This is a genomic window from Halostagnicola alkaliphila (assembly GCF_055379965.1).
The window spans coordinates 1942981-1969588 of record NZ_AP043826.1 but is presented as its reverse complement, the minus strand read 5'-3'; the positions used below and the strand labels follow the sequence as shown (position 1 = coordinate 1969588).

Sequence of the window (26608 nt, the reverse complement as noted above, 5' to 3'; positions counted from 1 at the left end):
TAATCTATTGATTAGATCATAACAACTATATTTGTTGGTGGTGGTACTTCGGATGACAATGAAGAAATACGCGAACGACGAATCGGGCGGAGTGACGCGACGACAAACGATCACCGGTGCGGGCGGTCTCGGGTTTGGAGCAATAGCAGGCTGTCTCGGGGACGATCCGCAGGATGATACCGGTGATGCGGAGTACACCGTTTCGACCGGATTCCTTGCGCTCTGGGACCTCACGCGTAACGTTGCCGGCGAACACATGGCCGTAATCGACCTCGTCCCGGTCGGACAACACGGGCACGAATTCGACCCCGGAACGGGCGTCGTCTCGGATATCGAAGAATCGGACGTGTTCATCTACCTTCGGGATTTCGCCAGTTGGCAGGACGACGCAGCGTCCGAACTAGAGGACGATGACGATGTCTACGTGATCGAATCCGCAGACGACATCGAATTCTTCGATAGCCCCGCCGAGGACGACGACGAGCACTTCTGGATGGACCCACTTGAGTGCCAGACCGCAGTCGATTACATCGCCGCGGAGTTGTCCGAGTTCGATCCCGACAACGCCGAGGCGTACGAAGCGAACGCGGAGGCGTTCAACGAGGAGCTTCAGGAACTCCACGAAGATTTTGACGATCTCGTTGATCGCGCCGAGATTGACCAGCTGATCGTCAGTACGCACGATTCCTTCCAGTGGTGGAATCGCCGATACGACCTCGACATTCATTCGCCCATCGGGACGTCCCCCGATTCCGAGCCGTCCGCCCAGGAGGTCGAAGAGATCGAGGAGGTAATGGAAGACCACGGAATCGAGCACGTCGTCTACGACGTCGGCGAACCGGACGATCTCGCGGAATCGATCGCTGACGAAACCGACGCCGAAGTACTCCCGATTTCACCCGTCGAAACGCAACTCGAGGAGTACGACGAGAACGACTGGGGCTACGTCGATCACTATCGAGAGGTCAACTTTCCGACGCTCGAGAAGGCTCTGAACGTACAGTAACTGGCGCAACCACAAATATTAGACTAGTCAAATATAAAAGATTGCTATGACAAAGAATAAACTACATCGCCATCGTATTTGTCGCATATGAGTTCCGTAGCCACCGTCGAAAACGTAAGCTTTGCGTACGACGACCGACCCGTGGTCGAAGACGTCTCGCTTACCATCGAGAAGGGTGAGTTTCTCGGCTTGATCGGCCCGAACGGGTCCGGGAAAACCACGCTGTTGAAAATATTGCTCGGATTGGAGCAACCGGATTCCGGAGCGGTCGAACTCTTCGGCACCCCGGTCTCGGAGTTCACCGACGGAACCCGCCTTGGGTACGTTTCACAGCAATCCACCGAAGCTGACTCGATGATGCCGGTTACCGTCCGCGAAGTCGTCGAGATGGGTCGGTATCCACACGCCGGGTTACAACGATTGAACGACGACGATCACTGGATCATCGACGACGCATTAGAGCAAGTAGATATCACCGCCCTCGCCGACAGACGGATCAGTCAAGTCTCGGGCGGACAGAAACAGCGGGCGTACATCGCCCGAGCGCTCGCCTCCGAGGCGGACTTACTCGCACTCGACGAGCCGACCGTCGGCGTCGACGCCGACTCGGTCGAGCAGTTCTACGACCTGCTTACGGAACTTAACGAGAGCGGAATGACCATCGTCCTGATCGAACACGATATCGGCGTCGTCGCGGAGCACGCGGACACGATGGCCTGTCTCGACTGCGAACTGTACGAACACTGCGAAACGGAACGGTTCCTCGAGAGCGGTGCGCTCGAGAAAGCGTACAGTTCGGCGCGCGTCCTCCAAGCGACGAATCCGGGGTCTTCCGAGCTCGCAACGGGTGATTAAGATGTCGATCGAACGCCTCGAGTCGTGGAACCAACCCGTCGGGTTGCTGGCGGCGATTCCGATCGTCTTAGCCGCCTTTTACGTGTTGGTGTACGTTCTATTCCCCCCGCTGTTCGAGAGCTTTTGGGGAGGGACCTGCAGTGCCTTCGACACGTGGCTGGTCTGCAGCGGCTTCCTACAGCGCGGATTCACCGCGGGCATCCTCATCGGCATTACCGCGCCGGTCGTCGGCGCGTACCTCGTGAACCGACAGATGGCCCTGATCGGCGAGGCGCTCGCACACATGGCTTTTGGCGGCGTGGCAATCGGGCTGTTCGTCGGCGCTGCCGTTCCCAGCCTCGACTATCCGCTCCTGTTCGCGCTCGTCGCCGCGACCCTCGCCGCGCTCTGTATGCAGTACATCGCGATCAAAACGGACGGCTACGCGGACATCCCAATCGCGGTCATGCTTACGGGCGGGTTCGCGCTCGGCATCGCCGTCATCTCCTACGGCGTGACGTTTCACGCGACCGTCGAGAGTTATCTCTTCGGGGACATCCTCTTTGTCCCCTTCGAGAACGTCCAGCTCATGGTCGGGCTCACGTTGTTAGTGATCGGAACGGTCGCCCTGACGCACAAACAGCTCCTGTTCATCACCTTCGATCGAGAAGCGGCGCGGCTGGCCCGGATCAACGTCCGGTTCTACGATACGCTGTTGATCGTCCTCACCGCGCTCGTCGTCGTCGCCGCAATGCAGATCCTCGGTGCGATCCTCGTCGCCGGGATGCTCGTGATCCCCGTCGCCGCGGCGATGCAGTTCACGAACAGTTTCAATCGGGGACTCGTCCTCTCGGTCGTCTTCGGACAGGTCGCCGTCTTCGCGGGGATCTTTCTGTCCTACCAGTGGAATATCGCTACGGGAGCGATGATCATCCTCGTCGCGATCGCACTCTATCTCTGGTCGGTGATTGCATGATCCGAACGAGGCGGTGGCAGACGGGTACCGAACCGTTCGACTATGCCGACTGAACGCAATCCCCCAGCCGACGCTGCAGAGACACCGCGTTCGGGGAGTACCGTCGATCCGAACGCCGTCACGCCGGTGATGGAAGATTACCTGAAAACGATCTACGAACTCCAGTACGACCACGACGGAGCGGTCTGGACCTCGAGGATCGCCGACCGCCTCGAAGTGACCCCACCCACGGTCTCGAGCATGCTCGAGAAGCTCGAGCGCCGAGGGTTGATCCACAGGGAGAAACACCGGCCCGTGACGCTCACCGAGGCCGGCGAGAACGTCGCACTGGGCGTCATCAGAAATCACAGACTCCTCGAGACGTTTCTCGCCGACTACCTCGAGTACGAGTGGGACGAAGTCCACGACGAGGCGGACCGACTTGAGCACTACGTCAGCGACCGGTTCGTGAACCGATTGACGACTATTCTCGAGGATCCCTCGAGCGATCCCCACGGCGATCCGATTCCGGACGAAGAACTCGCCCCGCCGAGCCAACCGTGGACTCGGTTGAGCGAGGCCGAGACGGACGAGCCCCTCCGCGTCGAACGCGTGTGCGCCGATGGCGAGCGGCTCAGGTATCTGGCCGACTGCGGAATCACGCCCGGCGTCACCGTCGAAATTCTCGAGCGAACGCCGCTCGAGTCGACCGAACTCGTCGCTGGTACGGATCGGGACACGTCGCCGTTGACCCTTCCGAAACGAGCCTGCGAACGGATTTTCGTTCAACCGGTAGACGGGAGCAACTGATGGGAGACGGGAACAACTGCTATTTGGCTCACGCCCGAACGGGACGCATGGCAACGCAGACTCGATTGACGACCGTCGAAACCGTCCACGAGGAGGGGTCGTGGTTGTTTACCGCTCGAGACCGCCAGGGCGAGCCGGAGGAAATCATCCTCGTTCCGTGCGACGATGGCGTCGAAGCGTGGGTGAACCGATGCACGCACGAAGCCCAGCGGCTGGATCGCGGATTCGGTGCCGCTATGCGCGACGGCGAGATCATCTGTCCGAAACACGGCTCGCTGTTCGACGCCTGTTCGGGCGACTGCGACAACGGTGAAGCCGCCGGAACGCGGCTCGTGTCGGTCGATGTCGACGTTGTCGTCGATTCGCCGGCCCAAGAGGACGGGAGCGAGCAAACGGCCAGCACGGCCGACGAAGCAACGGACGAAGGCGTCGAAATCGTCGCTCTCGTCGATCGTCAGTACACGTTCGACCACGCCGGCGGACTCGAGGACGACGGAGACGACGATGAGGACGGCCCGTCGTCGACGTCGCACATTTCACTGTAGCGAGACCGGTTTTGTCTCCACGAGATTAGATAGGTCTAAAAATAAAATTAGCTAGGTAAAATTTAAGGTGGGTCGCGTGGACGTGACTACTACGCATGGAGGTGATCAACAACTCGAGATGAACAACGGAAAACGGAAGTGCTGACCGGCTACGGACGTGCCAGGTGACACCCGGCCGGTAAGCGATATGGACTGTGACGCGTCTGTGCAGATGGCGTCACGGTTACGTGATCAGTCACCAATCGGTCGTCACTCTGATGACTGGAGCTTCTGTGTTGCCGATCGTTCTCGCGATCGATTGGCAGCGTACTCATGCCACTCCCCACAGTACGCACGCGAATTTGCATTTTTGAACGATACGCTTCGAACGGATACACTACAAGCTGTCCCAGTTCGAAACGCCTCACCAGCCGATTGAGAGGTCCCCTCGACGATACGGTTCCGACTCGAAACCTACTCCACGATCCCGTCACTACGGTAGTCCATGCTCACCTTCATCGGCCTCGGTCTCTACGACGAACGCTCGATCACCGTCGAGGGCCAGGAGGCGCTCCGAACCGCCGATCAGGCGTTCGCGGAGTTCTACACCAGCAAACTCGTCGGAACGACGATTGAGAACCTCGAGACGCACCACGACATCTCGATCGAGGTTCGCGATCGCGCCGGCGTCGAACAGCACCCCGAAGAGATTCTCGAGGCCGCCGAGTCCGAAGACGTCGCCTTCCTCACCGCAGGGGATACGATGATCTCGACGACCCACGTCGACCTTCGGCTCCGCGCACACGAACGGGGGATCGAGACGCGGGTTATTCACGGCGTCACGGCACAGACGGCCACGAGCGCGTTGACGGGGCTCCAGAACTACCGCTTCGGAACGGCGACCACGCTGCCGTTTCCCTATGCTCACGGCGCCGACGGCCTTCCCGCGAGCGTCACGAATACGATCGACGACAATCGCGAAGAAGGCAGTCACACCGTCGTCTATCTGGACATCAAAGTCGACAACGAGGCCGCGACCGAACGCGTCGACACCGACGAGACGATAGAGGAGTACATGACCGCCGACGTCGGAGCCGAGTTGCTCGCCGAGGAGTACCCCGACCTCGTCGGCGTCGTCGTCGCTCGAGCGGGAAGCCCCGATCCGCTCGTCGAAGCGGGGACGATGACCGACCTCGCGACGCGGGAGTTCGGCGACCCGCTCCACTTGCTTGTGGTCCCCGGAGACTGTCACTTACTCGAGGCCGATGCGCTGGTCGAACTCGCGGGTGCGAATCGCGAGGATCTCGATATCGTCTGAGATTCGCTTGCTCGGTCGAGACGAACTGCGATCAATTCAGCGAAAAGACGACCTACAATCTCTCATCGTCCAGTTTGGTTTCGGGAAGCCGGTCGTACTTCGACGACCCTTCGGATTGCCTGTCTATTTTGTCTCTCTCCAGTTCGTCCGTCTCCGGTTCGTCCGATTCGAGCAGGGTCTCGAGTCGCCGCTCGAACTCGGCTTCGTCGATCCTTCCGGTCGAATACCGGTGTTGAAGCGAATCGACCGGGTCTTCGGTGGCCGATGAGTTCTCGTCTCCCGCCGATTCGACGAGCGGGAAATCGTCGCCGAGGAGCCAGACGAGCGGGAGGACGATGAGAATTCCCGAAAACGGGATCGCCATCAAAAACGCCGGGAGCGCCAGAAATCCGATGAACAACCAGAGTCCGACCGAAAGAAGCGCGATCCCGACCAGTAGCCGACGTTGTTCGAACGTGGGAAGATCGGTGGCCATAGTCGACCATATCTGTCACCAAGTAAAACCGTTACTGTGTGTCGAACTACCGCTCGAGGGCCGACTCGAGATGCGACTCGAATTCCGTCGGTGCTTCGACGTGGGGCGTGTGTCCGACGCCGGAGAGGACGACCTCCTCGAACTCGCCGCCTGCGTCCTCGTAGTCCTCGAGGACGGCGCGGGTCTGGTCGACCATCGGTTGCGGTGGGAACTCGTCCTCGCCAGGCCAGTCGGGAACCTTTCCGAGTCGACCGAGCGCTCCCAGGTCAAACACGGACTCGTTCGAGACGATCTGGTCGGTTTTGCCGCGAAGCCACAAGATGGGCGGTTTCGTATCGATCTCCGCGATCGTCGAGAGGTCACAATACTTCGGCGAAACGGCGTTGTTGACGCCGGCCTCGCCAGGTGCCACACCGGGCCAGTTCGGCGACTCGAGCGATTCGCCAGGGTAGTTTTCGGTTCCAGTTTCCGTATCGAGCATGCCGGTGACGTATGACTCCTCGCGTTCCGGATCGAAATCGTACGTCGGGTCGACGTAGAACGAGCGCAACACCGCCCGCGGAGAGCCGTCGCCCGTCGGCTTCCGAGTTCGCTGCTCGAGGCCCGCGACGAACTCGTCCGTCGAGAGGCCGCCGCCGGAGCCGGCGTAATCGTCGTAACACGGCGTTCCCTCGAGATCCTTCGTTCCGCCGAATCCGTACGGCGAGACCGGGTTCAGTAACACGAGCCTTTCCACGGCGTCCGGGTACTCTATCGTGTACTCCATAGCCACACTGCCACCGTTCGACCAGCCCACGAGCGTCGCCCCGTCTTCGATCTCGAGATCAACGCACAGCGCTCGGAGATCCGCGACGAAATCCTCGAGGCCGCACGTTGCATCGACGGGTTTCGTCTCCGAATCGCCGTATCCTCGGAAATCCAGTGCGATTGCTTGGTAGCCGTCCGGAAGCTCCATCAATCGATCTTCGAAAAATCGCGAGGACGAGACGTTCCCGTGAAGAAAGACGACTGGATGTCCGCTGGGATCGCCGGCCTCAAGCACGTGCGTCTCGAGCCGTTCGGTTTCGACCAGTCGCGATTCGACGCCGGAGAGTGTATCCGCTCGAGTCACGACGGGGCGCTACCACGTCGCCCCAAATAACTGTTCGCGCGGAATGTGGCGCTCGACTACAGCTCGTCGATGATCGCGGCCGTCACGTCCTCGGTCGAGGCGCTTCCGCCGAGATCGGCCGTCCGCGGCCCGTTCTCGAGGGTTGTCTCGACCGCATCCTGAACCGCGTCGGCCTCCTCGTCGTGGCCGAGGAACTCGAGCATCATCGCGGCGGAGACGATGGTTGCGGCCGGGTTCGCGACGCCCTCGCCGGCGATATCGGGGGCGGTGCCGTGGACGGGCTCGAACAGACCTCGTTCGGAGCCGACGTTTGCCGAGGGGAGCAAGCCGAGGCCGCCGACGAGCCCCGCGGCGAGATCCGAGAGCACGTCGCCCGCGAGGTTCGGACAGACGATCACGTCGAACTGCTCGGGATCGAGACAGACTTTCGTCGCGAAGGCGTCCATCAGCACCTCGTCGGTTTCGACGCCCTGCTCGTCGGCGACCGACTTGATCGTGTTCCGAAAGACGCCGTCGGTCTCGCGCATGACGTTCGCCTTGTGGGCGATCGTAAAGCCGTCGTGATCGCCGTCTTCGACGTACTCGCAGGCGAACTCGCCGAGATCTCTCGAGGCCGATTGGGTGACGACACGCGTCAACGTCGAGACGTCCTCGGAGAGGCGATCCTCGTGGCCCGCGTAGACGCCTTCGGTGTTCTCGCGGAGGAAGACCAGGTCAGTTTCCGGGCGAACGGCGTCGATTCCGGGATAGGCTTTCGCCGGACGAATGTTCACGAACGAATCGACCGCCTCTCGGAGCGGCAGAATAACGTCCGCCGCAGTCTCGCCCGCCGCGCCGAACAGCGTCGCGTCCGCCGAGGCCGCCAGTTCGTACGTTTCCTCGGGAAGTGCCTCGCCCGTGACTTCCTTCACGCGGTCGCCGGCGTCGGCCTCGCGAAACTCGAAGTCGATCTCGAGGGATTCTAAAACTTCGACCGCTGCCGGCGTTACTTCCTGTCCGATTCCGTCTCCGGGGATAACGGCGATTTCGTGAGTCATGGTTGAACGTCTCGAGGGGACCGAAATGAGGGTGTCGATACCGGGATCGGCAATCGCGCGCCGCGCGGTACTACGGAACCCTGTTCGTCGTTGTCCTCCGTGCTAGACTCGAGCGGAACGGGAAAGTCGATTCAACAGATCGCCACAAGAAAACAGCTTCAAACCGAGCGTCGCGGCTACGACGAAGCCGTCGAGTCGTCGACGTACGGCAACTCTTCGGCCTTCTTCTGGACTTCGCCGGCGTTCGACTTCATCAGCGCCGTCGTGTCCCAGATGCCGTCGACTAGCGCCTTTCGCTGGGCGTCGTCGACGGTGACGTCGATCGTCTCTCCGCCGTAGGTAACCGTCTCCTCCTCGATGTCGACGTCGATATCTTCGTTCGGGTTCTCGTCGACCCAGGCCTGCAGTTCCTGGATCGTCTCGCTGTCGGCGGTGACGGTCGGAATCCCGAGCGCCAGACAGTTGCCCGCGAAAATCTCGGCGAAGCTCTCGCCGATGATCGCGTCGATTCCCCAGCGCATCAGCGCCTGGGGTGCGTGCTCTCTCGAGGAGCCACAGCCGAAGTTGCTGTTGACGACCATCACCGAGGAGTCCTGATAGCGCTCCTCGTTGAAGGGGTGTTCCTTCTGGTTGTCGTCGTCGTCAAAGCGCAGGTCGAAGAAGGCGAACTCTCCGAGTCCGTCGAAGGTGACGACCTTCATGAACCGAGCCGGGATGATCTGGTCGGTGTCGATGTCGTTGCCCTCGATCGGAACGCCGGATCCCGATTCGTGGGTTACTTCCGGGATGTCGACTTCGTCGCTCACGCCAGGTTCACCTCCTTGAGTTCGCGCACGTCGGTAACCTCCCCGGTGATCGCCGCCGCGGCGACCATCCGCGGGTTCATCAGGACGGTGCGGCCGTCCTTGCTCCCCTGTCGGCCGACGAAGTTCCGGTTCGAGGAGGAGGCACACGCCTCGTCGCCCTCGAGTTGGTCTTCGTTCATGCCGAGACACATCGAACAGCCGGCGTTTCGCCACTCGAAGCCGGCTTCCTCGTAGATGTCCTTGAGGCCTTCGGCCTCCGCGGTCTCCTGTACGCGCTGACTGCCGGGAACGACCAGCGCCCGAACGTCGTCGTCGACCTGACGGCCTTCGACGATTTCGGCACCGCGTCGCAGATCCGGCAGTCGAGCGTTGGTACACGAGCCGAGGAAGGCGACGTCGATATCGTAGCCGTCCATCGTCTCGCCGGGCTCGACGCGCATGTGTTCCTGTGCGCGTTCTGCCGTATCCGCTTTGTCCGCGGGGAGGTCTTCGGGTGCCGGAATCTCCTCCGTAATACCGATTCCCTGGCCCGGGGTCGTTCCCCAGGTGACGACGGGCTCGAGCTCCGAGCCGTCGATGGTGACGACGTCGTCGTACTCGGCGTCGTCGTCGCTCGCGATCGACTCCCAGTACGGTTTGAGCGCCTCGAACTTCTCGGGGTTCTCCTGAAAGTGATCGGTCTGCTCGAGCCACTCGTAGGTGGTCTCGTCGGGGTTGACGTACCCCGCTCGAGCGCCGCCCTCGATAGACATGTTACAGATCGACATCCGGCCCTCCATGCCGAGGTTCTCGATGGCCTCGCCGGCGTACTCGTAGACGTAGCCGACGCCGCCTTCGGTTCCCAGGCGGCTGATGATCTCGAGGATGACGTCCTTGGCTTCGACGCCGTCGCCGAGCTCGCCGGTGATCTCGATCTTGCGGACCTTCTGTTTCTCGAACGCGAGCGTTCCCGTCGCGAGGACGTCCCGAATCTGGGAGGTCCCGATACCGAACGCCAGCGCGCCGAACGCGCCGTGGGTGCTCGTGTGTGAGTCGCCACAGACGATCGTCTTACCCGGCTGGGTGAGTCCCTGCTCCGGTCCGATGACGTGGACGATCCCCTGATCGCCCGAGGTCGGATCGGAAAAGTCGATGCCCGCGTCTCGAACGTTCTGCTCGAGTTCGGACATCATCTCTTCGGCCGAGTCCTCGTCGTACGGACGCGACTGATCGGATGTCGGCACGATGTGATCGACCGTCGCGTGGGTCAGTTCGGGGTAGGCGACCTCGAGGTCGCGCTCCTCGAGCATGCCAAAGGCCTGCGGACTGGTGACCTCGTGGATGAGGTGCAGTCCGACGAACAGCTGATCCTGTCCGGTCGGAAGCGTCGTTACTTTGTGCCGATCCCACACCTTATCGTAGAGTGTTCCCTCGCTCATTTGTTGTCCTCAACCCCGTCAGTTCGTACGTGTCCCCGCTCGAAGACCCGGTTCGTTCGATTCGAATCCGCTTCTTCGGTCGGCGGCGTGTGACTGACGGTTTTCATCCTTCGGTCGTCCGCCGTCGTTCGCTCGTCGGTCGTCATTTGCTCGTCCGTCGCTGTTCGTTCGGATTGTTCGTCGTCCGGTTCGACGGCCTCCGATCGGCCGCCGTCCGCCGCAACGATCGGGCCGCGACTGAACAGCTGTCCCGTCGATTCGTCGGTGTAGGGATTAGTGTGACTGATCTCTCCCATCGTATCACTCGAACCGGACGCTGTTTCCGTCGTCGTTCCGGACGTGTTTGTCGTCGATCCAGAAGCGCCGCTCGTCGTCCCGGAATCGGTGGTCGTCGTTTCTGTCTCTCGTGTCATCTGTGTTCGGTCGCCTCGATTAGTCCGCCTGAACGCGCGTTTTCTCGTCCTCGTCTTCGCTCTGCTCGTTCGCTTCTTCCCACGCGAAGAGGGCGCGAAGTCGCTCGCCGACATCTTCGATCTCGTGGTTCTTCTCCGCCTGGTTCAACTGGGTGTAGACTGGCCGGTTGGCCTGGTTCTCCGCGACCCACTCGGTCGCGAACTCGCCTTCCTGAACCTGCCGGAGAACTTCCTCCATGTTCTCTCGAGCGTGGTCGTCGATGATCTCGTCGCCGCGGGTGAGGCCGCCGTACTCGGCCGTGTCGGAAACCGAATCCCACATCGCGCCGAGGCCGCCCTCGTACATCAGATCGACGATGAGCTTCATCTCGTTCATGCACTCGAAGTAGGCCATCTCCTCGCTGTAGCCGGCGTCGACGAGCGTCTCGTAGCCAACCTTGATCAGCTGGGCGATGCCGCCACAGAGGACGGCCTGCTCGCCGAAGAGGTCGGTTTCCGTCTCCTCTTTGAACGTCGTTTCGACGACGCCCGCTCGAGTGCAGCCGATTCCCTTCGCGTAGGCGAGCGCTCGTTCCTTCGCGTCTCCGGTCGTATCCTGATAGACGGCGAGCAGTCCGGGTGTTCCCTCGTCGCGCTCGTAGTTTCGCCGAACCAGGTGGCCCGGCGACTTCGGCGCGATCATGGTCACGTCGACGTGCTCGGGCGGCTGGATCTGGTTGTAGTGAATGTTGAAACCGTGGGCGAACTGGAGCGTGTCACCCTCCTCGAGGTGCGGTTCGATCTCCTCGTAGACGGCCGGCTGGACCGTATCGGGGACCAGTACGGACACGACGTCCGCCTGTTTCGCCGCTTCGGCCGCGGTCGCGACCTCGAGGCCTTCTTCGCGGGCGGGTTTGCGCGAGGACGAATCCTCGCGGAGGCCGACGATCACGTCGACGCCGCTTTCGTGGAGGTTCAGCGCGTGGGCGTGGCCCTGGCTTCCGTAGCCGAGGACGGCAACGGTCGAGTTTGCGAGGTGCGATTCGTCTACGTCTCCGTCGTAATAGATTTCGGTGGTAAAGTCTTCAGTCATCGTCTGCGTGTGATTGTTGTGGTTGGGTTGGTTCGTTCTGGGCCGATTCTTCCGGCGGCGCTTCGCGGGCGGTGTCCGTCGTTCCGCGCGCCAGCGCCGTCGTTCCGGTTCGGGAGATCTCGCGAATGCCGAACTGGCCGAACGCTTCGATCGCCGAATCGATCTTCTGGTCGCTTCCCGTGATCTCGATGGTCGCCGTCTCGGGAGTGGCGTCGACGGTCTTCCCGTCGAACATATCCGCAACAGCCGCAACCCGATCGGGCCGCATCGCGTTGACCTTTACGAGCGCGAGTTCGCGACGCATCGCGTCGGGCTCGAGCTCCTGGACCGAAACGACCGGGACGAGCTTCCGGAGTTGCTTTTTGATCTGTTCGATGCCGGGATCGGTCTCCTCGACGACGAGGGTGATCCGCGCCCGGTCTTCGTTGTCCGTCGGGCCGACCGTGAGACTCTCAATGTTGAACTGGCGTCTCGAGAACAGCCCCGAAACGTCAGAGAGAACGCCGGGTTCGTGCTCGACGAGCGTCGAGATCACGGTTCGGCGCGGTTCGTGTTCGGCCTCGACTTCGGGGTCGACGCGGATCCCCTGTGCGGTCCGCCGCCCCGCCGGCGTCGGACGTTCCTCTGGGGTCGGTCCGTCGAGTCCACCGCTCATAGTTGGTCCTCCGCCAGCGCGAACTGGCCGTTGTCGCCGCCGCTTGGAACCATCGGATAGACGTTCGCCTGCGGATCGATGTGCGCGTCGATCACTGATGGTCCGTCGTAGTCGATCGCTTCCTCGATGGTGTCTGCAACCTCGTCGTACTCGTCTATTCGGAAGCCCTGCGCGCCGAACGCTTCGGCGAGCTTGTCGAACTCGGGCATCCAGTTGTACTCCGAGGCGGCGTGACGCCCCTCGAAAAAGGCGTCCTGCCACTGCCGGACCATCCCGATGTACTCGTTGTTGAGCACGACGACGGTGATGTCGAGATTTTCGCGAACCGCGACGGACAGACCCTGCAGCGTCATCAGGAACGAGCCGTCGCCGTCGATGCAGACGACTTCCTGGTCGTCGTCGGCGGCGATCCGCGCCCCGATAGCCGATGGGAGACCGTATCCCATCGCGCCGAGTCCGTGACTCGAGACCCACGTCCGCGGCTCGGTGTAGGTCCAGTACTGGCAGGCCCACATCTGGTGTTGGCCGACGCCGGTCGTCACGACCGCTCGATCGCTGGTCGCTTCGTCCAAGGCTTCGACGACGAACTCCGGTTGGACCGGTCGGTCCTCCGGGGCGTCGTAGGCCATCGAGTAGTCGGATTTCCACTGCTGACACTGGGCTCGCCACTTGGTCGCCTGCGGCGAGGTTTCCATCTCCTCGGCCAGTTGGGTGACGACCGTTTCGGCGTCGCCGATCAGCGGGTAGTCCGCGTGGATGTTCTTCGAAATCTCGGCTGGATCGATGTCGACGTGAATCAGTTCGGCGTCGGGTGCAAACGTCTCGATCCCGCCGGTGAGCCGGTCGTCGAAGCGCGTTCCGATGCCGATCAGCGTGTCGCAGTGGGTGACCGCCATGTTGGCGTAGCCGGTGCCGTGCATGCCGGCCATCTCCATCGACAGCTCGTGATCTTCGGGGAACGAACCGATGCCGGGCATCGTCGTGATGACCGGAATCTCGTGTTCGATGGCGAACTCGCGACAGGCTTCGCTGGCTTCGCCCTTGATGACGCCGCCGCCCAACAACAAGGCGGGCTTGCTCGAGTTTTCGATCCGTCGAGCCGCTTGCTCGACGATTTCGGGATCCGCGCGTTCTTGGACCTCGTAGGTGTCCGGAACCAGTGGCTCGTCGGGTTCGTGTTCGGTATCCGCTTTCGTCACGTCCTTGGGCAGGTCGACTAGGGTGGGTCCAGGTCGGCCTTCGCGAGCGAGCGCGAACGCTTCGCTCACGTCCGATCCGACGGTGTCAGGATCGTTCGAGAAAGTGTTATCCTTCGTGACCGGCGTGGTGACGCCGGTGGTGTCGGTCTCCTGAAACGCGTCGTTGCCGACGAACTCCCGCGGAACCTGTCCCGTCAGTGCGAGCATCGGATCCGAGTCCATGTCGGCGTCGGCGATGCCGGTGACGAGGTTCGTCGCACCCGGTCCGGAGGTCGCCAGACAGATTCCCGGTTCGCCCGAGACGATGCCATAGGCGTCCGCCGCGTGAGCGGCACCCTGTTCGTGGGCCATCGTCACGTGGTAGATATCCGAATCGTAGAGCGCGTCGTAGACGGGCATGATTGCGCCGCCCTGAACGCCGAAGGCGTACTCGACGCCCGCGTTCTCGAGCGCTCGAATCACCGACTGGGCACCCGTCGTGACGGGGTCCTGGTCGGTCTCGTTATCGGGAACCGACGTCGCCGGTTCCGATGTGTCCGGTTCGTCCGCGTGCTGTTCCCCTGCCGGTGGGTCGTCCGCTTCTGTTGGTGATGTGATCGAGGAAGCGCGTTCGCTCATATGGGTCCTCCCGCCGTTGTACGGCGATAATCTGTAGTGTGTTGTGTCATCTGTTGGGTGACTTGTCGCTGTGAAATCGATGCGGAGCCGGAACGAGAAGGAGGAGTGTGAGGGGCTAGACGGCCCCTACAATAGCGAACCGAACGGACGCGCCGGTGTCGACCGCGCTGGCCAACGACTGTGCGCGTGACCTCATTACCTCGACTGTAGCTATCTCGAGTGACATAACTCTTCCGTGTCTTATTAGGACGCGATGGGTCCCGTAGCCGATGCTCGGGAACGCTTGCAAACGGGGAGAACATCCCTAGGCGCGCACCTCCTCTTTTTCCTGTGTGCGCTCGACGTCCGCTTCCTCGGCGAAGCGCTCGAGGTCGCTGACGGTGACGCGGCGTTTTTCCGCGCCGTAGTCTTTGACCCGTCGAGTGACCGCACGAACCTGCTCGTCCGTGGGGTCGAACCCGCGTTCGTGCAGGCGCTCGCGGACCGAGTGGGTGCCGGTGTGTTTGCCCATGACCAGTTTGCGTTCTGCGCCGACCATTTCGGGGGTCATGACGCCCGGCTCGAACGTATCGGAGTTTTCGATGACACCGGCGGCGTGGATCCCGCTCTCGTGAGAGAAGGCGTTGTCGCCGACGACCGGCTTGTTGCCCGGCGTCTCCATCCCGCTTTTCTCTTCGACGATGTCGGAGAGTTCGGTGATTCGAGTGGTGTCGATACCGGTATCGACCTGGTAGAGGGATTCGACGGACATGACGAACTCCTCGTAGGCGGCGTTGCCCGCTCGCTCGCCGATGGAGTTGACCGAAACCTGCGCCTGGTCGGCTCCGGCTTCGATGCCGGCGATCGCGTTCGCGGTCGCCAGCCCGAAGTCGTCGTGGGCGTGGACGTCGATCCGTGCGTCGGTGTGATCGCACACCTTCTCGATCATCGCCCGGAATCGACCGGGCGTGGCGACGCCGCAGGTGTCGGGAATGTTGATCCAGTCGGTTCCTGCCTCAGTGACCGCTTCGATCACGTCGATCAGGAACGCCTCGTCGGTTCGGGTTGCGTCCATCGGGGAGAACATGCAAGTAGCTCCCGCCTCGGTGACGCGTTCGACCGACTCGACTGCGTTCTGTACGACTTGTTCTCTTGTGGCGTGCATCGAATCTTCAATCTGGACATCGCTCGTGCTCACGAAGACGTGAACCATCTCGACGCCGGAATCTAGCGCTGCTTCGATATCCCCGTCGACGACGCGGGCTAACCCGCAGGTCGTCGCATTGGTTGCCGAAGCAATATCCCGGACTGCCTCGAATTCGGCGTCGGAGTTGACGGGGAACCCAGCTTCGATCACGTGGGTGCCCATCTCGTCCAGTATCGAGGCGATCTGGCGCTTGTCGTCGTAAGAAAACGACGTTCCAGGGGACTGTTCGCCGTCCCTGAGCGTCGTATCGAAGACTCGAGCAGTTTCGATTTCTTCAGTGGAATCTAACGTGCCCTGGAAGAACTCGACCGCCCTGACTGGTATCAGAGCCGTTGTCTGGTGAAGACATTGTATCAGTTTCGAGGTGCGACGATATATATAAAGCTAACGCTGTTAGTGTTTTTCCTCCGTCGGCTGTGAGCGTGTCACTCAGTCGAGCGTCCAAAACCGCAAGACATCAACGTCCTAATACACCTTACTATTCCCCTATATGCTACCATACTACCGGGCCGACTCGAGCAAGCTATCGCCCCGCGCACGAATAATTCCGAGAATAATATGGAGAATTGAACTGGAGCAACGCTCGCGCGCGATTCCGAGTGAACGTTCGACCAGTAACCCTCGCGGCAGAAGACACAAACTGACCACTTGACCGCTTTCAATCTATAGACTCCATAAAGACACTATTCAAAATATTATTTCGATAGCTATTCGAGCTAGGAAATTATTCGAGCGCATTCTGGTGAGTTTCGTACCGCTCGACGTACCGTGACTCGCAGGACGAACAGCAGAACTGCTTGAGTTCTCCGTCGACCGTCGCAGTGACGCCGTTGCCCGTAATCGCTTTCCCGCAGACGACGCACTCGAGGGAGAATCCGGTCGCGGAAACGCCGAGGGATCGACTCGAGCGATTGAGGACCGTCACGTCGTATCCGAGCAGTCGCGTCAGGTCGAGTCCAGACTCGAGCCAGGACCGCGCGTCCGTCTCGGGGAGCGTCGCGTAGACGATCAGCGATCCGTCGAGTCCTTCGAACACGTGTTCGGCTTCCTCGAGTGCGGCGACGGACTCGTACACATCAGTAACCGCTTCCGGTTTCGGTTGTAACTCGATCAGAACGGGAAGCGTCCGCTCGAGCAACGAGTGGTCGACGTCGACAGTAAAGCCCCGGATCACGCCCTGTTCCTCGAGTCGGTTCACTCGATCGGAGACGGCTGGCGGAGTCAACCCGACGTGGTCCGCGATGTCGCTATAAGGCCGTCGAGCGTCCTCCGAAAGGAGCTGGAGAATTTCGAGATCGGTATCGTCGAGCGATCGCATACCGAAAGTAGTGGGCGGGATCTTATAAAGAGCGAGGAGGATGTCAACAGCGTTCTCCGAGCCGGTCGCAGTGGACCCGTCCTGGATCATACTCTCGACTGTCCCTCTGTCAAGATTCTCTCACTCCGGACGGCGGGAATCTCGAACGACTTACAGCCGAGAGTATCAATCCGCGAGCGTGCCTTCCTCGAGATCGAGCCACGAGTTCGCCCAGCAGTCGATCTCCTCGAAGACCGGCTCGAGCGATTCACCCTTCTCCGTGAGGCTGTAATAGGTCGCGATCGGTGCGTCTTCCTCGATGCGTCGTTCGACGAAGCCGGTTTCGCCGAGGTCGTCGAGAACTCGAGAGAGGGTTCGCGCGTTTGCTCCCGTCGAGCGTTTGAGTTCGTTGAACCGGCGCTCGCCCTCGAGGAGGTCGTGTAGGACGGCGAGTCGCCACTGGGACCCGATCTGCTCGAGCGATTGGATGACTGGACAGGCTTCGGCGTTTACTTCCTCGGCCGTAGACTGCTTTTGGGCGGGTGACATCGTGTTTACCTGATAACCCGTATGTCTCGAAAGGGTATAGAGGTTCGGGAACGAACCAGCTAACACGAGGTTAGTACTCCCGGCCGGCCGGGATAGTCCGTCCGCAGTGGACCGTCCGAACGATTGCCGGCGAACTGTTGAACGAAAACGGCCGGATTCGGGGACTGAGAATACGACAATGACTGAGACACCGCCGACGACGGGCTTGCACCACGTGACGAACATCTGTACCGACATGGACGAGACCAAGGAATTCTACGAGGACGTTCTCGGGTTTCACACCGTCAAAATGACGGAGAACTACGACGACCCGGGAACGCTTCACTACTACTTCTCGTCGACGCCAGAGGGGGAGCCGGGGACGAACGTGACGTACTTCGAGTACCCGAACTCGCGAGGCCAACCGGGCCCCGGCGCGAGCCACCACTTCGCGATGGGCGTCGAAGACGAGGAGACGCTTCTCGAGTGGCGCGAGCACCTGCGAGATCACGGCGTTCGCGTTTCGCAGGTTCGGGATCGAACCTACTTCAAGAGCATCTACTTCAGCGACCCAGACGGGCTGGTGTTCGAACTGGCCACGTCGGGCCCGGGATTCGGCGTCGACGAGGAGGAGCCGGGAAGCGAGTTCGTTGACCCACAGGAAAACTAACAGTGAGCGACGACAGATCACGTTCCATGAACGACGAAACCACCGAGAACGAGTCCGTCGAAATCGACGTGAGCACGCTCGAGGGATCGCTCTACCGCGTCCTCTCGAGCGTCGTCATCCCGCGGCCGATCGCGTGGGTGTCGACGACCAGCGGTGACGGCGTCGATAATCTGGCACCCTACAGCTTCTCGACGGTCGCCTCCGTCAGTCCGCCGATCTTGCTGTTCGCACCCGTTGACGACCAGAAAGACTCGCCCCAAAACGTGGAGGAAACGGGCGAGTTCGTGTTCAACCTCGTCACCGAGGATGTCGTCGAACCGATGAACGAGACGGCCGCGACGCTTCCCGCCGAGGAGAGCGAGTTCGATCACGTCGGCCTCGAGCGAGCGGCGTCGACAACTGTCGAACCGCCCAGAGTCGCTGAGGCCAAAGCCGCCTTCGAGTGTACGCTCCACGAGACGATCGAGGTCGGCGGCTCGGTCCTCGTCCTCGGCGAGGTCCAGTACGTTCACCTCGATCCGGACCTGCTGGGTGAGGACGAGAAAATAGACGTGGCGAACGTCGACGCTATCGGACGGCTCGCCGGGAGTATGTACGCGACGACACAGGATCGGTTCGGACTCGAGCGGCCGCCCTAATTTCACTTTTCGTTGCCGTCGGCGGCTTCTCGCTATCGTCCTCGAGTCAGCCCGACGAATCGCTCGAGAGTAGCTCGTCGATTCGCTCGAGCGCGCGCAGGCATACCGGTGCCTGGACGGACGTGAGCGAGTTCAGTTCGAACGTGATTCGACAGCGTCCGGACTCGAGGTCGTCGACGCGATGGCCGGTCGCGGGGAGTCGGGCCACGTTCCACGTCCACCGCCGTTCGACGGGGTCACACGACGTGATAGTGAACGGAATCCAGACTCCCGGCGGGACTCGAACTCGCCCCGTCGTCCCCTCCTCGAGTCGCCGGTGGCTCGCTTCGACATCCGTTACGGTCGGTGCCCACTCGAGCCATCGCCGCGTATCGACGAGGACATCCCAGGCGTCATCGGGATCAGCCTCGAGGACGTGTGAGGCCTCGAGGCGGGGGCCCCTGGACGTGCTGACGGTTCGGAGTTGGGTCATAGGCGTCCCTACGGTGCGAGGGAAGTTGGGTGTCGGTGTTTGCGGATTGGAGAGTCGGCCTCGCTGTCAGATTGGTGGGACCGATCGATGTCGCCGGGAACATGACTGTTATCAGTAGATCATAGCACACTTACAACAACCGGCTTTATTTCGACAAATTTCCTTTGAACTACCTAAGAGGGCTTGTGACTCGAGCTATCTCTTTACGTCATACAACTCATGTGAAACAATCAATAATATTGTTATATGGACATGTATATGTAGTGTGGTAACGTACACCTCTTGCTCGTGCTGAAAAGTGAACGGGCACAGAGGGATGACGTGACCACAGAACCGAATCCAAGGGATGGCGTATTACGCAGAACAGTACTGAAAGCCAGCGCGGTCGCAGGGGGTGCACTCGCCCTGAGTACCACTGTGAGTGCGAGCGGCGACGAGGAAGTCGGCAACGACGAAAAGGAGGTCGAAGAGGAGAGAATTTGTGGCGATGTCGACGGCAGCAAAGTCCACACTGTCACCGGCGGTGGTGGCATCGACATTCGCGTGGATGAAACCGGTAACGAGGATGGGCAGCCGATCCTCTTCGCCCACGGGTTCTCTGGATCTCGATTAGTGTGGGACCGTCAGATGTACTCAGATCTTGCGGACGACTTCCGGCTGGTCGCCTTCGACTTTCGAGGCCACGGACTCTCGGACAAACCCGAAGACGAAAGCGCATACACGAATCCGGAACTCTGGGCTGCCGACACCCAGGCCGTCATCGATGAACTGGGCCTCGATGATTCAGTCCTCGTGAGCTGGTCTGTCGGTTCCGAGTGGATTGGGGATTATCTGCTGGCCAACGGTGAGGACGACATCGCGGGCGTGAACATGGTCGGCCCTCGAATTGCGTTGCAGGACGAGGACCCGACCGCGGTGTTCTCCGAGGGCATGCTCGGCCTCCTCGGGAGCAGCGTGTTCGCCTCGACTGACGTCGAGGAGAGCATGACCGGTCTTGAACAGTTCGTCTCGCTGTGGACGGCCGACCCGGCTCCACCTAAAGATCACGTGTTCCTGTTCGGAACCGTCTCCATGGTTCCACCCTACGTTCGAGCCGGAATACTGGCACGAGAGGTCGTCCACGACGATGTCCTTGCCGGCCTCGAATCGCCGGTCCTGATCACCCACGGCGAAGCGGATGGTATCATGCTGCCCGCGGGTGCAGAGACCTTCGCTGACATCATCCCGAACGCACAGACGTCGCTCTACCCGAAGGTGGGCCATATGCCCTATCTGGAAGACCCTGACCGCTTCAACCAAGAGCTTCGGGAGTTCGTCACCGAGCTGTAGTCCGGTAGAACGCGATCCCCCGACTCAATTTTCTCAACAGTTCAGGCAACCATGTCTCGTATAGGATTTTACCATTATCTGTCTACTCGGTACTGAGTGATACATGAGTCACCTGAACTCACCGATCACGACCCTTCGCAAATTGAGCCAGATCTCGTATGACATTCGCGCTTTCTATTCAGCAGAGACTACAAGAGTAGTGAGTAGTCTGTTAGTTATCAGTAGTTGGTAATACGGATTCTTTATTCAGAGTATTCCCTGAAACGTTCGGCCGTTGGTCCGGTGGCTGGTGAGCGACTAATCACCCCGCTTTCCGTCGATGCCTAAGGATTTTTCGCCCCCCACACCCACAGAGTTATTGCGATATATTGCATTCTATTTCATATGCCAATCAGTATCGACCGGTTCGACGAAGAACCCGTGGATGCGCTCGATCTCCAGGAAGGAACGCACCCGTATTGACTGTTGCAATTCCTCGCGGCCCACGGCGATCAGGCGTTCACGCAGACTGAACTCCACGAAGCAACCGGCATCAAACGCGGGAGCGTCGGCGCTGCACTTTCCCGTCTTGAGGATCGCGGCCTCGTTCGCCACCGCGGCCGATACTGGGCGGTCGCCGAGGACGACCGTCTTGCCTCCTACGCTGCACAGACGAACGCCAGCTCCGCTTCGACGACGGACGACTACTACGGCGACGAAGAATGACGGACATCTATGAGCGCGGCGCGGTCGTAAAAGGCCCCGATCTTCTCGCGAACCATGACTACCGGCCGTACGTTTGCCTGACTGATCGGACACACCCGTTCCACGACGAGGAAGCGCTCTATGCAGCGGCCACGACGACGCGACGGGCGGTTGCTATCCCGCTCACTGATGATGACTTCGCCTCGGGCGGGCTACCGAGGGAAAGCTACGCAAATCCGTGGACAGTCGTCACGATTTGGCATGCCGACATGGTGCACAAAGAGGGGCATCTCATCGAGGCGACGACATAAAAATCACTACCGAAGCGGCTGGATATCTCGGTGTCCGCTAAGAGCGCTGTTTCCCACGGCTCAGCGTCCTTCCCAAGCTTCGATCTCGATTCAGAGATTAGACTGAATACAGAAACTGCGCTACCAACTACTGTTATCACTACCCACTCGAAAAGCTACGAGCGTGACAGATTCGATCTCGAGACGACACGTTCTCGCGGGGGCGCTCGCACTCGGCGTCGGCGGGCTCTCGCTGTCGGCCGCGAACGACCTTCTGGAGGACTTCGCGCCGCTGTCGGGAGACGTGTGGGACGCGGCGGATCGAACCCTTTCGGAGTCGGTGACGAGCCCGCACGGGGAGGCGAACGTGACCATCGACGACCACGGAGTTCCGCACATCGAAGCGGACGGCGAGGTGGCCGCCTATTTCGCCGTCGGGTACGTCCAGGCGTTCGATCGCCTCTTCCAACTCGACCTCCAGCGACGGTCTATGCGCGGGCGCGTCTCGGAAGTCGTCGGCGAGGACCTCCTCGAGGACGACGAGTTTCACGTCTCGATGGACTTCCTCGGCGCGGCGGAGGCGACGTGGGACGCGCTCGAGGACACGCCGGCTGGAACGATGCTCTCGGCGTACGCCGACGGAGTCAACGCCGCGATGGAAGACGAGCCCCTACCGCTCGAGTTCCGGCTGCTCGGCTACGAGCCCCGCGAGTGGACGCCCGTCGATTCGCTGTTGATGGACAAGCAGATCGCCTGGGATCTGACGGGGAGTTTCGACGAACTCCGTCGAGCGGTCGTCGCGGACCGTCTGGGCGAGGAGGTCCTCGAGGAACTGTTCCCGGATCGAATGGACCACGACACGCCGATTATTCGAGACGAGGACGATGTCGGAGTCGAATCGGCGAACGACGGGACACCTACCAGCGACGGCTCGCGTTCGGCCGGCGCGTCCGTCACGGAGTGGCTCTCCCGCTTCGAATCGCCGACTGGAGTCGGCTCGAACAGCTGGGTCGTCTCGGGCGAACACACCTCGAGTGGAAATCCGCTCATCGCGAACGATCCGCACCTCGCGTTGATGACGCCGGCGCTGTGGTACGAACAACACGTCGAAACGCCCGAGACGTCGATCCGCGGCGTCACGTTTCCGGGGATCCCGTTCGTCATTATCGGAGCCAACGATTCCGGCGCGTGGGGATTCACCAACGTCGGTGCGGACGTCTTGGATTGTTACCAGTACGAGATCGACGAGGACGGAGAGCGCTACCGGTACGACGGCGAGTGGCGGGAGTTCGATATCGAAGAACGCGAAATTCCCGTCGCCGGTGGCGAGGATCGAACGAAGACGGTTCGAAAGACCGTCCACGGTCCGGTCATCGAACGCGAGGGCGAGACGGTCGGCATCGCCTGGACCGGGCTTTCGGCCACCCGCACCGCCGAGGCGATCTACGAACTCGGCCGGAGCGACGGACTCGAGGAGGCGCTCGAGGGACTCGAGCGCTTCGACGCGCCGACGCAGAACGCGGTCTACGCCGATACCGACGGACGAACGCTGTACGCGATGACTGGGCGGCTTCCGATTCGGGAGACCGACGGGGAGCGCGTCGACGGAAACCAGCTCTTCGACGGCTCCGCGGGAGAGGGCGAGTGGGACGGATACACGCCCTACGGCGAGTCCTCGTGGGACGGCTTCGTGCCGTTCGAGGAGAAACCGCACGTCGTCGATCCGGACGTGCTGGCGACGGCGAACCAGCGCGTCCTCGACGATCCCGAGCACTACATCGGCGTCGCCTACGCCGATCCGTATCGCGGACGCCGCATCTACGACGCGCTTGACGAACGCGTCGACGAGGGAGAACCGACCGACCCGGCGGACCACCGCGACCTGCAACGGGATGTCGTCGACGGCCGTGCCTCGCAACTCGTTCCCGAATTGATCGAGGCGCTCGAAGCGGCCGATTCGGACGCTGCTCTCTCCGATGAACTCGTTGAAGCCGCCGAACACCTCGAGAACTGGGAATACCGAATGAACCGCGAGTCGGAGGGAGCGCTCGTCTTCGCCCGCTGGCTCGACCACTTCGAGCGCGTCGTTTTCGAGCCGCAGTTCGGCGACGCCGACCTCGATGACTCGTACTACCCGAGTGATTGGGTACTCGCGACGCTCCCCGAAGACAGCGAGTTCTTTTCTGAGACCAGCCGGGAACGAGCGATGGTCGATGCACTCGAGGCGGCTCTCGAGGAGATCGACGACGCGGGCTGGGAGACCTACGGAGACTGGAACACGACGGGGGCGATCGAGCACCCGCTCGGAGTCGAAGCCGGCTTCCTGAACTACGAGGAAATCGCCGCGGACGGCTCGAGCGCGACGGTGAAAAACTATCGCGTGGAGTCGGCGGTCGGAAGCGGGTGGCGAATGGTCGTCGAACCCGGCGGCGAAGCCGCCGGAATCATCGCCGGCGGCAACTCCGGCGATTTCTTCTCGCCGCACTACGACGACCAGTTCGAGCCCTGGGTGGACGGCGAGTACAAATCGATGGACCGAACGATCGAGGGAGAGCCCGAACTCGAGTTCGTGGAGGGATCGACGTGAGCGAAGCGAGTCCAGGCCGAAATCGAACGAGACGGGTGCTTGAGGGACTCGAGCGCGTTCGAAACGAACCCCGAATTCACGTCCTTGCACTCGGTGTCGCCGCTATCATCGGACTCGCCGTGGCTTCGGTACACTGGTTCGGACTCGTCCTCGGCGGAATACTCCTCGGGTTCGCTTCGCCGACGCTTCCGCGCGCGTTCGGCTACGCGATCGCGTTCGGAGCGGTCGTCTCGATCGCGTTCGTTCTCACGCTCGGGAGTTCGGCGTGGTTGCTCCTCGAGATGACGCCGATCGTGTACATTACGGCCGGAAGCGCATTCGGACTGCCCGTGCTCGGATCGCTCATCGGTGCCATCGGAAGGTGATCGTTATCGGACTCTCGGCTGCTCGACGGTGAGGTGGTCGAAGGGTATATGAAGTCATATGTGAACGGATAGATATGATCGAATCGTCACCGGAACAACTCGGCGAGAACGACAATCCACGAATGGACACGCTACAGAATCTGTTGTTCGCCGTCTCGATGACGATACTTCTCCTCATACCTGCGGAATTTCGAACATTCGTGTCGGTTGAGGCAGCGGTGGTCGCTATCGTCGGTGGCGTGGTCGCCGGAGTCGGGATAGCGCTGGCAGGCTTCCGTCTCGATCTCGGGGATGTCGATGACCTACACGCAATCGTCGGGGTCCTAACAGCGATCGCGGCGAGTCTGGTTCTGGCGTGGTTTTTCCTTCCGCGAGGGCACACCGCGACGGTCGCCCAGTTCACTGTAGCCTTTCTCTTCACCGAAGCCCTCATCGATGTCACACGACAATTGACCGCCGCCGCGGCCTGAAACCGAGGAGTCGAAAATCAATTGAACGAAACGGCCGATATCGCGCGTTAGTCGCAGGTTGAATACGTTTTTAATTCGCGAGACGATTCCACCGCCGTCGTCACGATCCGCGTTTCGGTCGTTTTGTTCTTTCGCCATATGTCTGGGTGGAAGATGTTTACACTACGAAGCTATAACAATAATTCAATAATTCGTCCCCGTCGCGGGGCGTACTGTTTTTTCCCCGTCCGCCGTACCCCGTCGCATGAAGTACACGACACTCGGCGAGACGGGATTGGAAGTCAGCCGGCTCTGTCTGGGCTGTATGAGTTTCGGCTCGAGCGACTGGCGAGAGTGGGTCCTCGAGGAGGAACAGAGCCACGAGATCATCGACCGAGCGATCGATCTGGGGATCAACTTCTTCGATACCGCGAACATGTACTCGGACGGCGAATCCGAACGGATCCTCGGCGATGCGCTCGAGGGCCGGCGCGAGGAATCGGTCGTCGCGACGAAAGGGTACTTCCAGATGCGCGAGGACGACCCGTTCTCGGGCGGACTCTCCCGAAAAGCGATCGAACAGGAACTCGACGCCAGCCGCGAGCGACTCGGCATGGAGACGATCGATCTCTACCAGATCCACCGCTGGGACGACGAGACGCCGATCGAAACGACGATGAAAGCGCTCGACGACGCGGTTCGGCGCGAGAAGGTTCGCTACCTCGGCGCATCCTCGATGTGGACCCACCAGTTCGCGGAAGCGCTGCACACGAGCGACCGGCTGGGTCTCGATCGGTTCGTCACGATGCAGAACCATTACAACCTCGTCTACCGCGAGGAAGAGCGAGAGATGCTTCCGCTCTGTGCGAACGAAAACGTCGGCGTCCTCCCGTGGTCTCCGCTCGCACGCGGATATCTCACTCGTCCGCACGAGGACGTCGACGCGACGACCCGCGGCGAGACCGAAGAGCACCTCTACGATCATCCCTACCGCGACGGCGGCGGGCCGACGATCAACGAGCGGGTCGCGGAACTCGCCGACGAAAAGGGCGTAACAATGGCCCAGATCTCGTTGGCCTGGTTGCTCCACAAAGACTGGGTCGACGCGCCGATCATCGGGACGACCAGCGTCGAACACTTAGAGCAAGCGGTCGAAGCCCTCGAGATCTCGCTTTCCTCGTCCGACCTCGAGTGGCTCGAGGAACCCTACGAGCCGGTGGTCGTCTCGGGTCATTCCTGAAACGGCAGGCGAACGGAGAATCGCCGTTCAGTACGCGTCCAGGGCAGTGCCGACAATATCGTATTACCGTTCGAACGCCACCGAAACGGTTCACTGACGACCTTCGAACGGTGTTAACAATATGGTGGTGGACGGGGTAGGGGGATTATGGCTACACCTCTGAAACGATTTCTAGTGATGCTCGGTGGTTCGATCGTCGGCGCTGCGGTTCTTACGATGTTTCTTGCGCCGGCAAACGCCGTGATGGCGATCGCGACCTTCGCCGTGATCATGATCGCCGGGGCGACGCTGTCGTACGTGATCGGGTTCCTCGGAACGTCCTGGGACGACACGGCCTACACCGAATACGACGAAGCCGGGGAGCCACCGGAGGACCACACCGAAGCGGCCCAGGTCGACGTCGAGGAGTTCAGATGGATGATCCGCGAGGGGATCGGCGTCGCGATCGCGTCCCTTTTCGGGCTCCTCTTGCTGGCGGTGTTCATGCTCGAGGAAACCCAGATCGCATCTTCGCCCGGCTTTACGACCGGAAATATCGAAGCGCTAACGCTCATTGCCGTGCTCGCGCTGGCATTGGTGGTCGTCGGCCTCTGGAGTTGGCGCGGTGAAGCGAAGTGAAAAC

27 protein-coding genes and 2 pseudogenes are annotated in these 26608 nt (G+C 61.1%); 16 read left to right on the top strand and 13 right to left on the bottom strand.

The features are described from left to right. Nucleotides 1-58 precede the first annotated feature (58 nt). The 6 genes from ACZ5C7_RS14985 to dph5 all read left to right on the top strand — a co-directional run bounded on the left by ACZ5C7_RS14985 (nt 59) and on the right by dph5 (nt 5447). Nucleotides 59-1006, top strand: a complete 948-nt coding sequence (locus ACZ5C7_RS14985; RefSeq protein ID WP_464378457.1) for a metal ABC transporter substrate-binding protein — start codon at nt 59-61, stop codon at nt 1004-1006. 87 nt (nt 1007-1093) lie between these two features. After that, a complete protein-coding gene (locus tag ACZ5C7_RS14980) occupies nt 1094-1861 on the top strand; it encodes a metal ABC transporter ATP-binding protein (RefSeq protein ID WP_464377091.1) in 768 nt (255 codons plus the stop codon). Between the two features lies 1 nt (nt 1862). Continuing rightward, entirely contained in the window at nt 1863-2816 is a 954-nt protein-coding gene (locus tag ACZ5C7_RS14975; protein ID WP_464377090.1) for a metal ABC transporter permease, read from the top strand. A 42-nt stretch (nt 2817-2858) separates the two neighbouring features. Further along, nucleotides 2859-3605, top strand: coding sequence for a metal-dependent transcriptional regulator (locus ACZ5C7_RS14970; RefSeq protein ID WP_464377089.1), 747 nt, complete (start codon nt 2859-2861; stop codon nt 3603-3605). 47 nt (nt 3606-3652) lie between these two features. Continuing rightward, on the top strand, nt 3653-4150 hold the full coding sequence (locus ACZ5C7_RS14965) for a Rieske (2Fe-2S) protein (RefSeq protein ID WP_464377088.1): 498 nt from the start codon (nt 3653-3655) through the stop codon (nt 4148-4150). Nucleotides 4151-4634: 484 nt separating this feature from the next. After that, complete coding sequence (gene dph5 / locus ACZ5C7_RS14960; protein WP_464377087.1) at nt 4635-5447, top strand: diphthine synthase; 813 nt, start codon at nt 4635-4637, stop codon at nt 5445-5447. Nucleotides 5448-5499: 52 nt separating this feature from the next. Here dph5 and ACZ5C7_RS14955 read toward each other — a convergent pair whose 3' ends face one another. From ACZ5C7_RS14955 to ACZ5C7_RS14900, 12 genes are all read right to left on the bottom strand, one after another. After that, complete coding sequence (locus ACZ5C7_RS14955; protein WP_464377086.1) at nt 5500-5922, bottom strand: SHOCT domain-containing protein; 423 nt, start codon at nt 5920-5922, stop codon at nt 5500-5502. A gap of 46 nt (nt 5923-5968) precedes the next feature. After that, on the bottom strand, nt 5969-7033 hold the full coding sequence (locus tag ACZ5C7_RS14950; RefSeq protein ID WP_464377085.1) for an alpha/beta fold hydrolase: 1065 nt from the start codon (nt 7031-7033) through the stop codon (nt 5969-5971). A 56-nt stretch (nt 7034-7089) separates the two neighbouring features. Continuing rightward, complete coding sequence (locus ACZ5C7_RS14945) at nt 7090-8070, bottom strand: isocitrate/isopropylmalate family dehydrogenase (RefSeq protein WP_464377084.1); 981 nt, start codon at nt 8068-8070, stop codon at nt 7090-7092. 176 nt (nt 8071-8246) lie between these two features. Then, a complete protein-coding gene (gene leuD, locus ACZ5C7_RS14940; protein ID WP_464377083.1) occupies nt 8247-8876 on the bottom strand; it encodes a 3-isopropylmalate dehydratase small subunit in 630 nt (209 codons plus the stop codon). Further along, a complete protein-coding gene (gene leuC / locus ACZ5C7_RS14935) occupies nt 8873-10294 on the bottom strand; it encodes a 3-isopropylmalate dehydratase large subunit (protein WP_464377082.1) in 1422 nt (473 codons plus the stop codon). Before leuC ends, leuD begins: the two co-directional genes overlap by 4 nt. Continuing rightward, nucleotides 10291-10707 carry a hypothetical protein gene (locus tag ACZ5C7_RS14930; RefSeq protein ID WP_464377081.1) on the bottom strand — a complete coding sequence of 139 codons (417 nt, stop codon included), beginning with the start codon at nt 10705-10707 and terminating at the stop codon, nt 10291-10293. The genes leuC and ACZ5C7_RS14930 overlap by 4 nt, the downstream gene beginning before the upstream one ends. A 19-nt stretch (nt 10708-10726) precedes the next feature. Beyond that, nucleotides 10727-11779, bottom strand: coding sequence for a ketol-acid reductoisomerase (gene ilvC, locus ACZ5C7_RS14925; RefSeq protein ID WP_464377080.1), 1053 nt, complete (start codon nt 11777-11779; stop codon nt 10727-10729). Then, on the bottom strand, nt 11772-12434 hold the full coding sequence (gene ilvN, locus ACZ5C7_RS14920; protein ID WP_464377079.1) for an acetolactate synthase small subunit: 663 nt from the start codon (nt 12432-12434) through the stop codon (nt 11772-11774). Before ilvN ends, ilvC begins: the two co-directional genes overlap by 8 nt. Continuing rightward, on the bottom strand, nt 12431-14251 hold the full coding sequence (gene ilvB, locus ACZ5C7_RS14915; protein WP_464377078.1) for a biosynthetic-type acetolactate synthase large subunit: 1821 nt from the start codon (nt 14249-14251) through the stop codon (nt 12431-12433). The genes ilvN and ilvB overlap by 4 nt, the downstream gene beginning before the upstream one ends. 304 nt (nt 14252-14555) lie before the next feature. Further along, the gene (locus ACZ5C7_RS14910; protein ID WP_464378456.1) at nt 14556-15794 is read right to left on the bottom strand and encodes a LeuA family protein; all 1239 of its coding nucleotides are present in this window, start codon (nt 15792-15794) and stop codon (nt 14556-14558) included. A 367-nt stretch (nt 15795-16161) separates the two neighbouring features. Beyond that, nucleotides 16162-16755, bottom strand: coding sequence for a winged helix-turn-helix transcriptional regulator (locus ACZ5C7_RS14905; protein WP_464377077.1), 594 nt, complete (start codon nt 16753-16755; stop codon nt 16162-16164). Nucleotides 16756-16920: 165 nt separating this feature from the next. Next, the gene (locus ACZ5C7_RS14900; RefSeq protein ID WP_464377076.1) at nt 16921-17283 is read right to left on the bottom strand and encodes a winged helix-turn-helix transcriptional regulator; all 363 of its coding nucleotides are present in this window, start codon (nt 17281-17283) and stop codon (nt 16921-16923) included. Nucleotides 17284-17461: 178 nt separating this feature from the next. Here ACZ5C7_RS14900 and ACZ5C7_RS14895 point away from each other — a divergent pair, with 178 nt between their 5' ends. After that, the gene (locus ACZ5C7_RS14895) at nt 17462-17932 is read left to right on the top strand and encodes a VOC family protein (protein WP_464377075.1); all 471 of its coding nucleotides are present in this window, start codon (nt 17462-17464) and stop codon (nt 17930-17932) included. A gap of 26 nt (nt 17933-17958) precedes the next feature. Further along, nucleotides 17959-18570, top strand: coding sequence for a flavin reductase family protein (locus tag ACZ5C7_RS14890; protein WP_464377074.1), 612 nt, complete (start codon nt 17959-17961; stop codon nt 18568-18570). Between the two features lie 46 nt (nt 18571-18616). On the opposite strand, the gene ACZ5C7_RS14885 is transcribed toward ACZ5C7_RS14890, so the two are convergent. Beyond that, entirely contained in the window at nt 18617-19042 is a 426-nt protein-coding gene (locus ACZ5C7_RS14885) for an SRPBCC family protein (protein WP_464377073.1), read from the bottom strand. Nucleotides 19043-19363: 321 nt separating this feature from the next. Between ACZ5C7_RS14885 and ACZ5C7_RS14880 the strand changes: the two genes are divergently transcribed. The 8 genes and pseudogenes from ACZ5C7_RS14880 (at nt 19364) to ACZ5C7_RS14845 (ending at nt 26604) form a co-directional block, all read left to right on the top strand. Beyond that, a complete protein-coding gene (locus ACZ5C7_RS14880; RefSeq protein ID WP_464377072.1) occupies nt 19364-20371 on the top strand; it encodes an alpha/beta fold hydrolase in 1008 nt (335 codons plus the stop codon). A 384-nt stretch (nt 20372-20755) separates the two neighbouring features. Next, a pseudogene (locus ACZ5C7_RS14875) lies at nt 20756-21076 on the top strand (MarR family transcriptional regulator). Further along, nucleotides 21073-21407 (top strand): annotated as a pseudogene (locus ACZ5C7_RS14870) (hypothetical protein). Before ACZ5C7_RS14875 ends, ACZ5C7_RS14870 begins: the two co-directional pseudogenes overlap by 4 nt. A gap of 122 nt (nt 21408-21529) precedes the next feature. Then, nucleotides 21530-23932 (top strand): penicillin acylase family protein, encoded by a 2403-nt coding sequence (locus ACZ5C7_RS14865; protein ID WP_464377071.1) that lies wholly within the window; start codon nt 21530-21532, stop codon nt 23930-23932. After that, complete coding sequence (locus tag ACZ5C7_RS14860) at nt 23929-24297, top strand: hypothetical protein (RefSeq protein WP_464377070.1); 369 nt, start codon at nt 23929-23931, stop codon at nt 24295-24297. Before ACZ5C7_RS14865 ends, ACZ5C7_RS14860 begins: the two co-directional genes overlap by 4 nt. A 74-nt stretch (nt 24298-24371) precedes the next feature. Next, a complete protein-coding gene (locus ACZ5C7_RS14855) occupies nt 24372-24767 on the top strand; it encodes a hypothetical protein (RefSeq protein WP_464377069.1) in 396 nt (131 codons plus the stop codon). Nucleotides 24768-25011: 244 nt separating this feature from the next. Next, entirely contained in the window at nt 25012-25986 is a 975-nt protein-coding gene (locus tag ACZ5C7_RS14850; RefSeq protein WP_464377068.1) for an aldo/keto reductase, read from the top strand. A gap of 147 nt (nt 25987-26133) precedes the next feature. Then, nucleotides 26134-26604 carry a hypothetical protein gene (locus tag ACZ5C7_RS14845; protein ID WP_464377067.1) on the top strand — a complete coding sequence of 157 codons (471 nt, stop codon included), beginning with the start codon at nt 26134-26136 and terminating at the stop codon, nt 26602-26604. Nucleotides 26605-26608 lie beyond the last annotated feature (4 nt).

Excerpts from the sequence above, each read along its gene's own strand:
- ACZ5C7_RS14985 (WP_464378457.1), top strand. The coding sequence starts at position 59 with ATGAAGAAATACGCGAACGACGAATCGGGCGGAGTGACGCGACGACAA.
- ACZ5C7_RS14980 (WP_464377091.1), top strand. The coding sequence starts at position 1,094 with ATGAGTTCCGTAGCCACCGTCGAAAACGTAAGCTTTGCGTACGACGAC.
- ACZ5C7_RS14975 (WP_464377090.1), top strand. The coding sequence starts at position 1,863 with ATGTCGATCGAACGCCTCGAGTCGTGGAACCAACCCGTCGGGTTGCTG.
- ACZ5C7_RS14970 (WP_464377089.1), top strand. The coding sequence starts at position 2,859 with ATGCCGACTGAACGCAATCCCCCAGCCGACGCTGCAGAGACACCGCGT.
- ACZ5C7_RS14965 (WP_464377088.1), top strand. The coding sequence starts at position 3,653 with ATGGCAACGCAGACTCGATTGACGACCGTCGAAACCGTCCACGAGGAG.
- dph5 (WP_464377087.1), top strand. The coding sequence starts at position 4,635 with ATGCTCACCTTCATCGGCCTCGGTCTCTACGACGAACGCTCGATCACC.
- ACZ5C7_RS14955 (WP_464377086.1), bottom strand. The coding sequence starts at position 5,922 with ATGGCCACCGATCTTCCCACGTTCGAACAACGTCGGCTACTGGTCGGG.
- ACZ5C7_RS14945 (WP_464377084.1), bottom strand. The coding sequence starts at position 8,070 with ATGACTCACGAAATCGCCGTTATCCCCGGAGACGGAATCGGACAGGAA.
- leuC (WP_464377082.1), bottom strand. The coding sequence starts at position 10,294 with ATGAGCGAGGGAACACTCTACGATAAGGTGTGGGATCGGCACAAAGTA.
- ACZ5C7_RS14930 (WP_464377081.1), bottom strand. The coding sequence starts at position 10,707 with ATGACACGAGAGACAGAAACGACGACCACCGATTCCGGGACGACGAGC.
- ilvC (WP_464377080.1), bottom strand. The coding sequence starts at position 11,779 with ATGACTGAAGACTTTACCACCGAAATCTATTACGACGGAGACGTAGAC.
- ilvN (WP_464377079.1), bottom strand. The coding sequence starts at position 12,434 with ATGAGCGGTGGACTCGACGGACCGACCCCAGAGGAACGTCCGACGCCG.
- ilvB (WP_464377078.1), bottom strand. The coding sequence starts at position 14,251 with ATGAGCGAACGCGCTTCCTCGATCACATCACCAACAGAAGCGGACGAC.
- ACZ5C7_RS14905 (WP_464377077.1), bottom strand. The coding sequence starts at position 16,755 with ATGCGATCGCTCGACGATACCGATCTCGAAATTCTCCAGCTCCTTTCG.
- ACZ5C7_RS14900 (WP_464377076.1), bottom strand. The coding sequence starts at position 17,283 with ATGTCACCCGCCCAAAAGCAGTCTACGGCCGAGGAAGTAAACGCCGAA.
- ACZ5C7_RS14895 (WP_464377075.1), top strand. The coding sequence starts at position 17,462 with ATGACTGAGACACCGCCGACGACGGGCTTGCACCACGTGACGAACATC.
- ACZ5C7_RS14890 (WP_464377074.1), top strand. The coding sequence starts at position 17,959 with ATGAACGACGAAACCACCGAGAACGAGTCCGTCGAAATCGACGTGAGC.
- ACZ5C7_RS14885 (WP_464377073.1), bottom strand. The coding sequence starts at position 19,042 with ATGACCCAACTCCGAACCGTCAGCACGTCCAGGGGCCCCCGCCTCGAG.
- ACZ5C7_RS14855 (WP_464377069.1), top strand. The coding sequence starts at position 24,372 with ATGATCGAATCGTCACCGGAACAACTCGGCGAGAACGACAATCCACGA.
- ACZ5C7_RS14850 (WP_464377068.1), top strand. The coding sequence starts at position 25,012 with ATGAAGTACACGACACTCGGCGAGACGGGATTGGAAGTCAGCCGGCTC.
- ACZ5C7_RS14845 (WP_464377067.1), top strand. The coding sequence starts at position 26,134 with ATGGCTACACCTCTGAAACGATTTCTAGTGATGCTCGGTGGTTCGATC.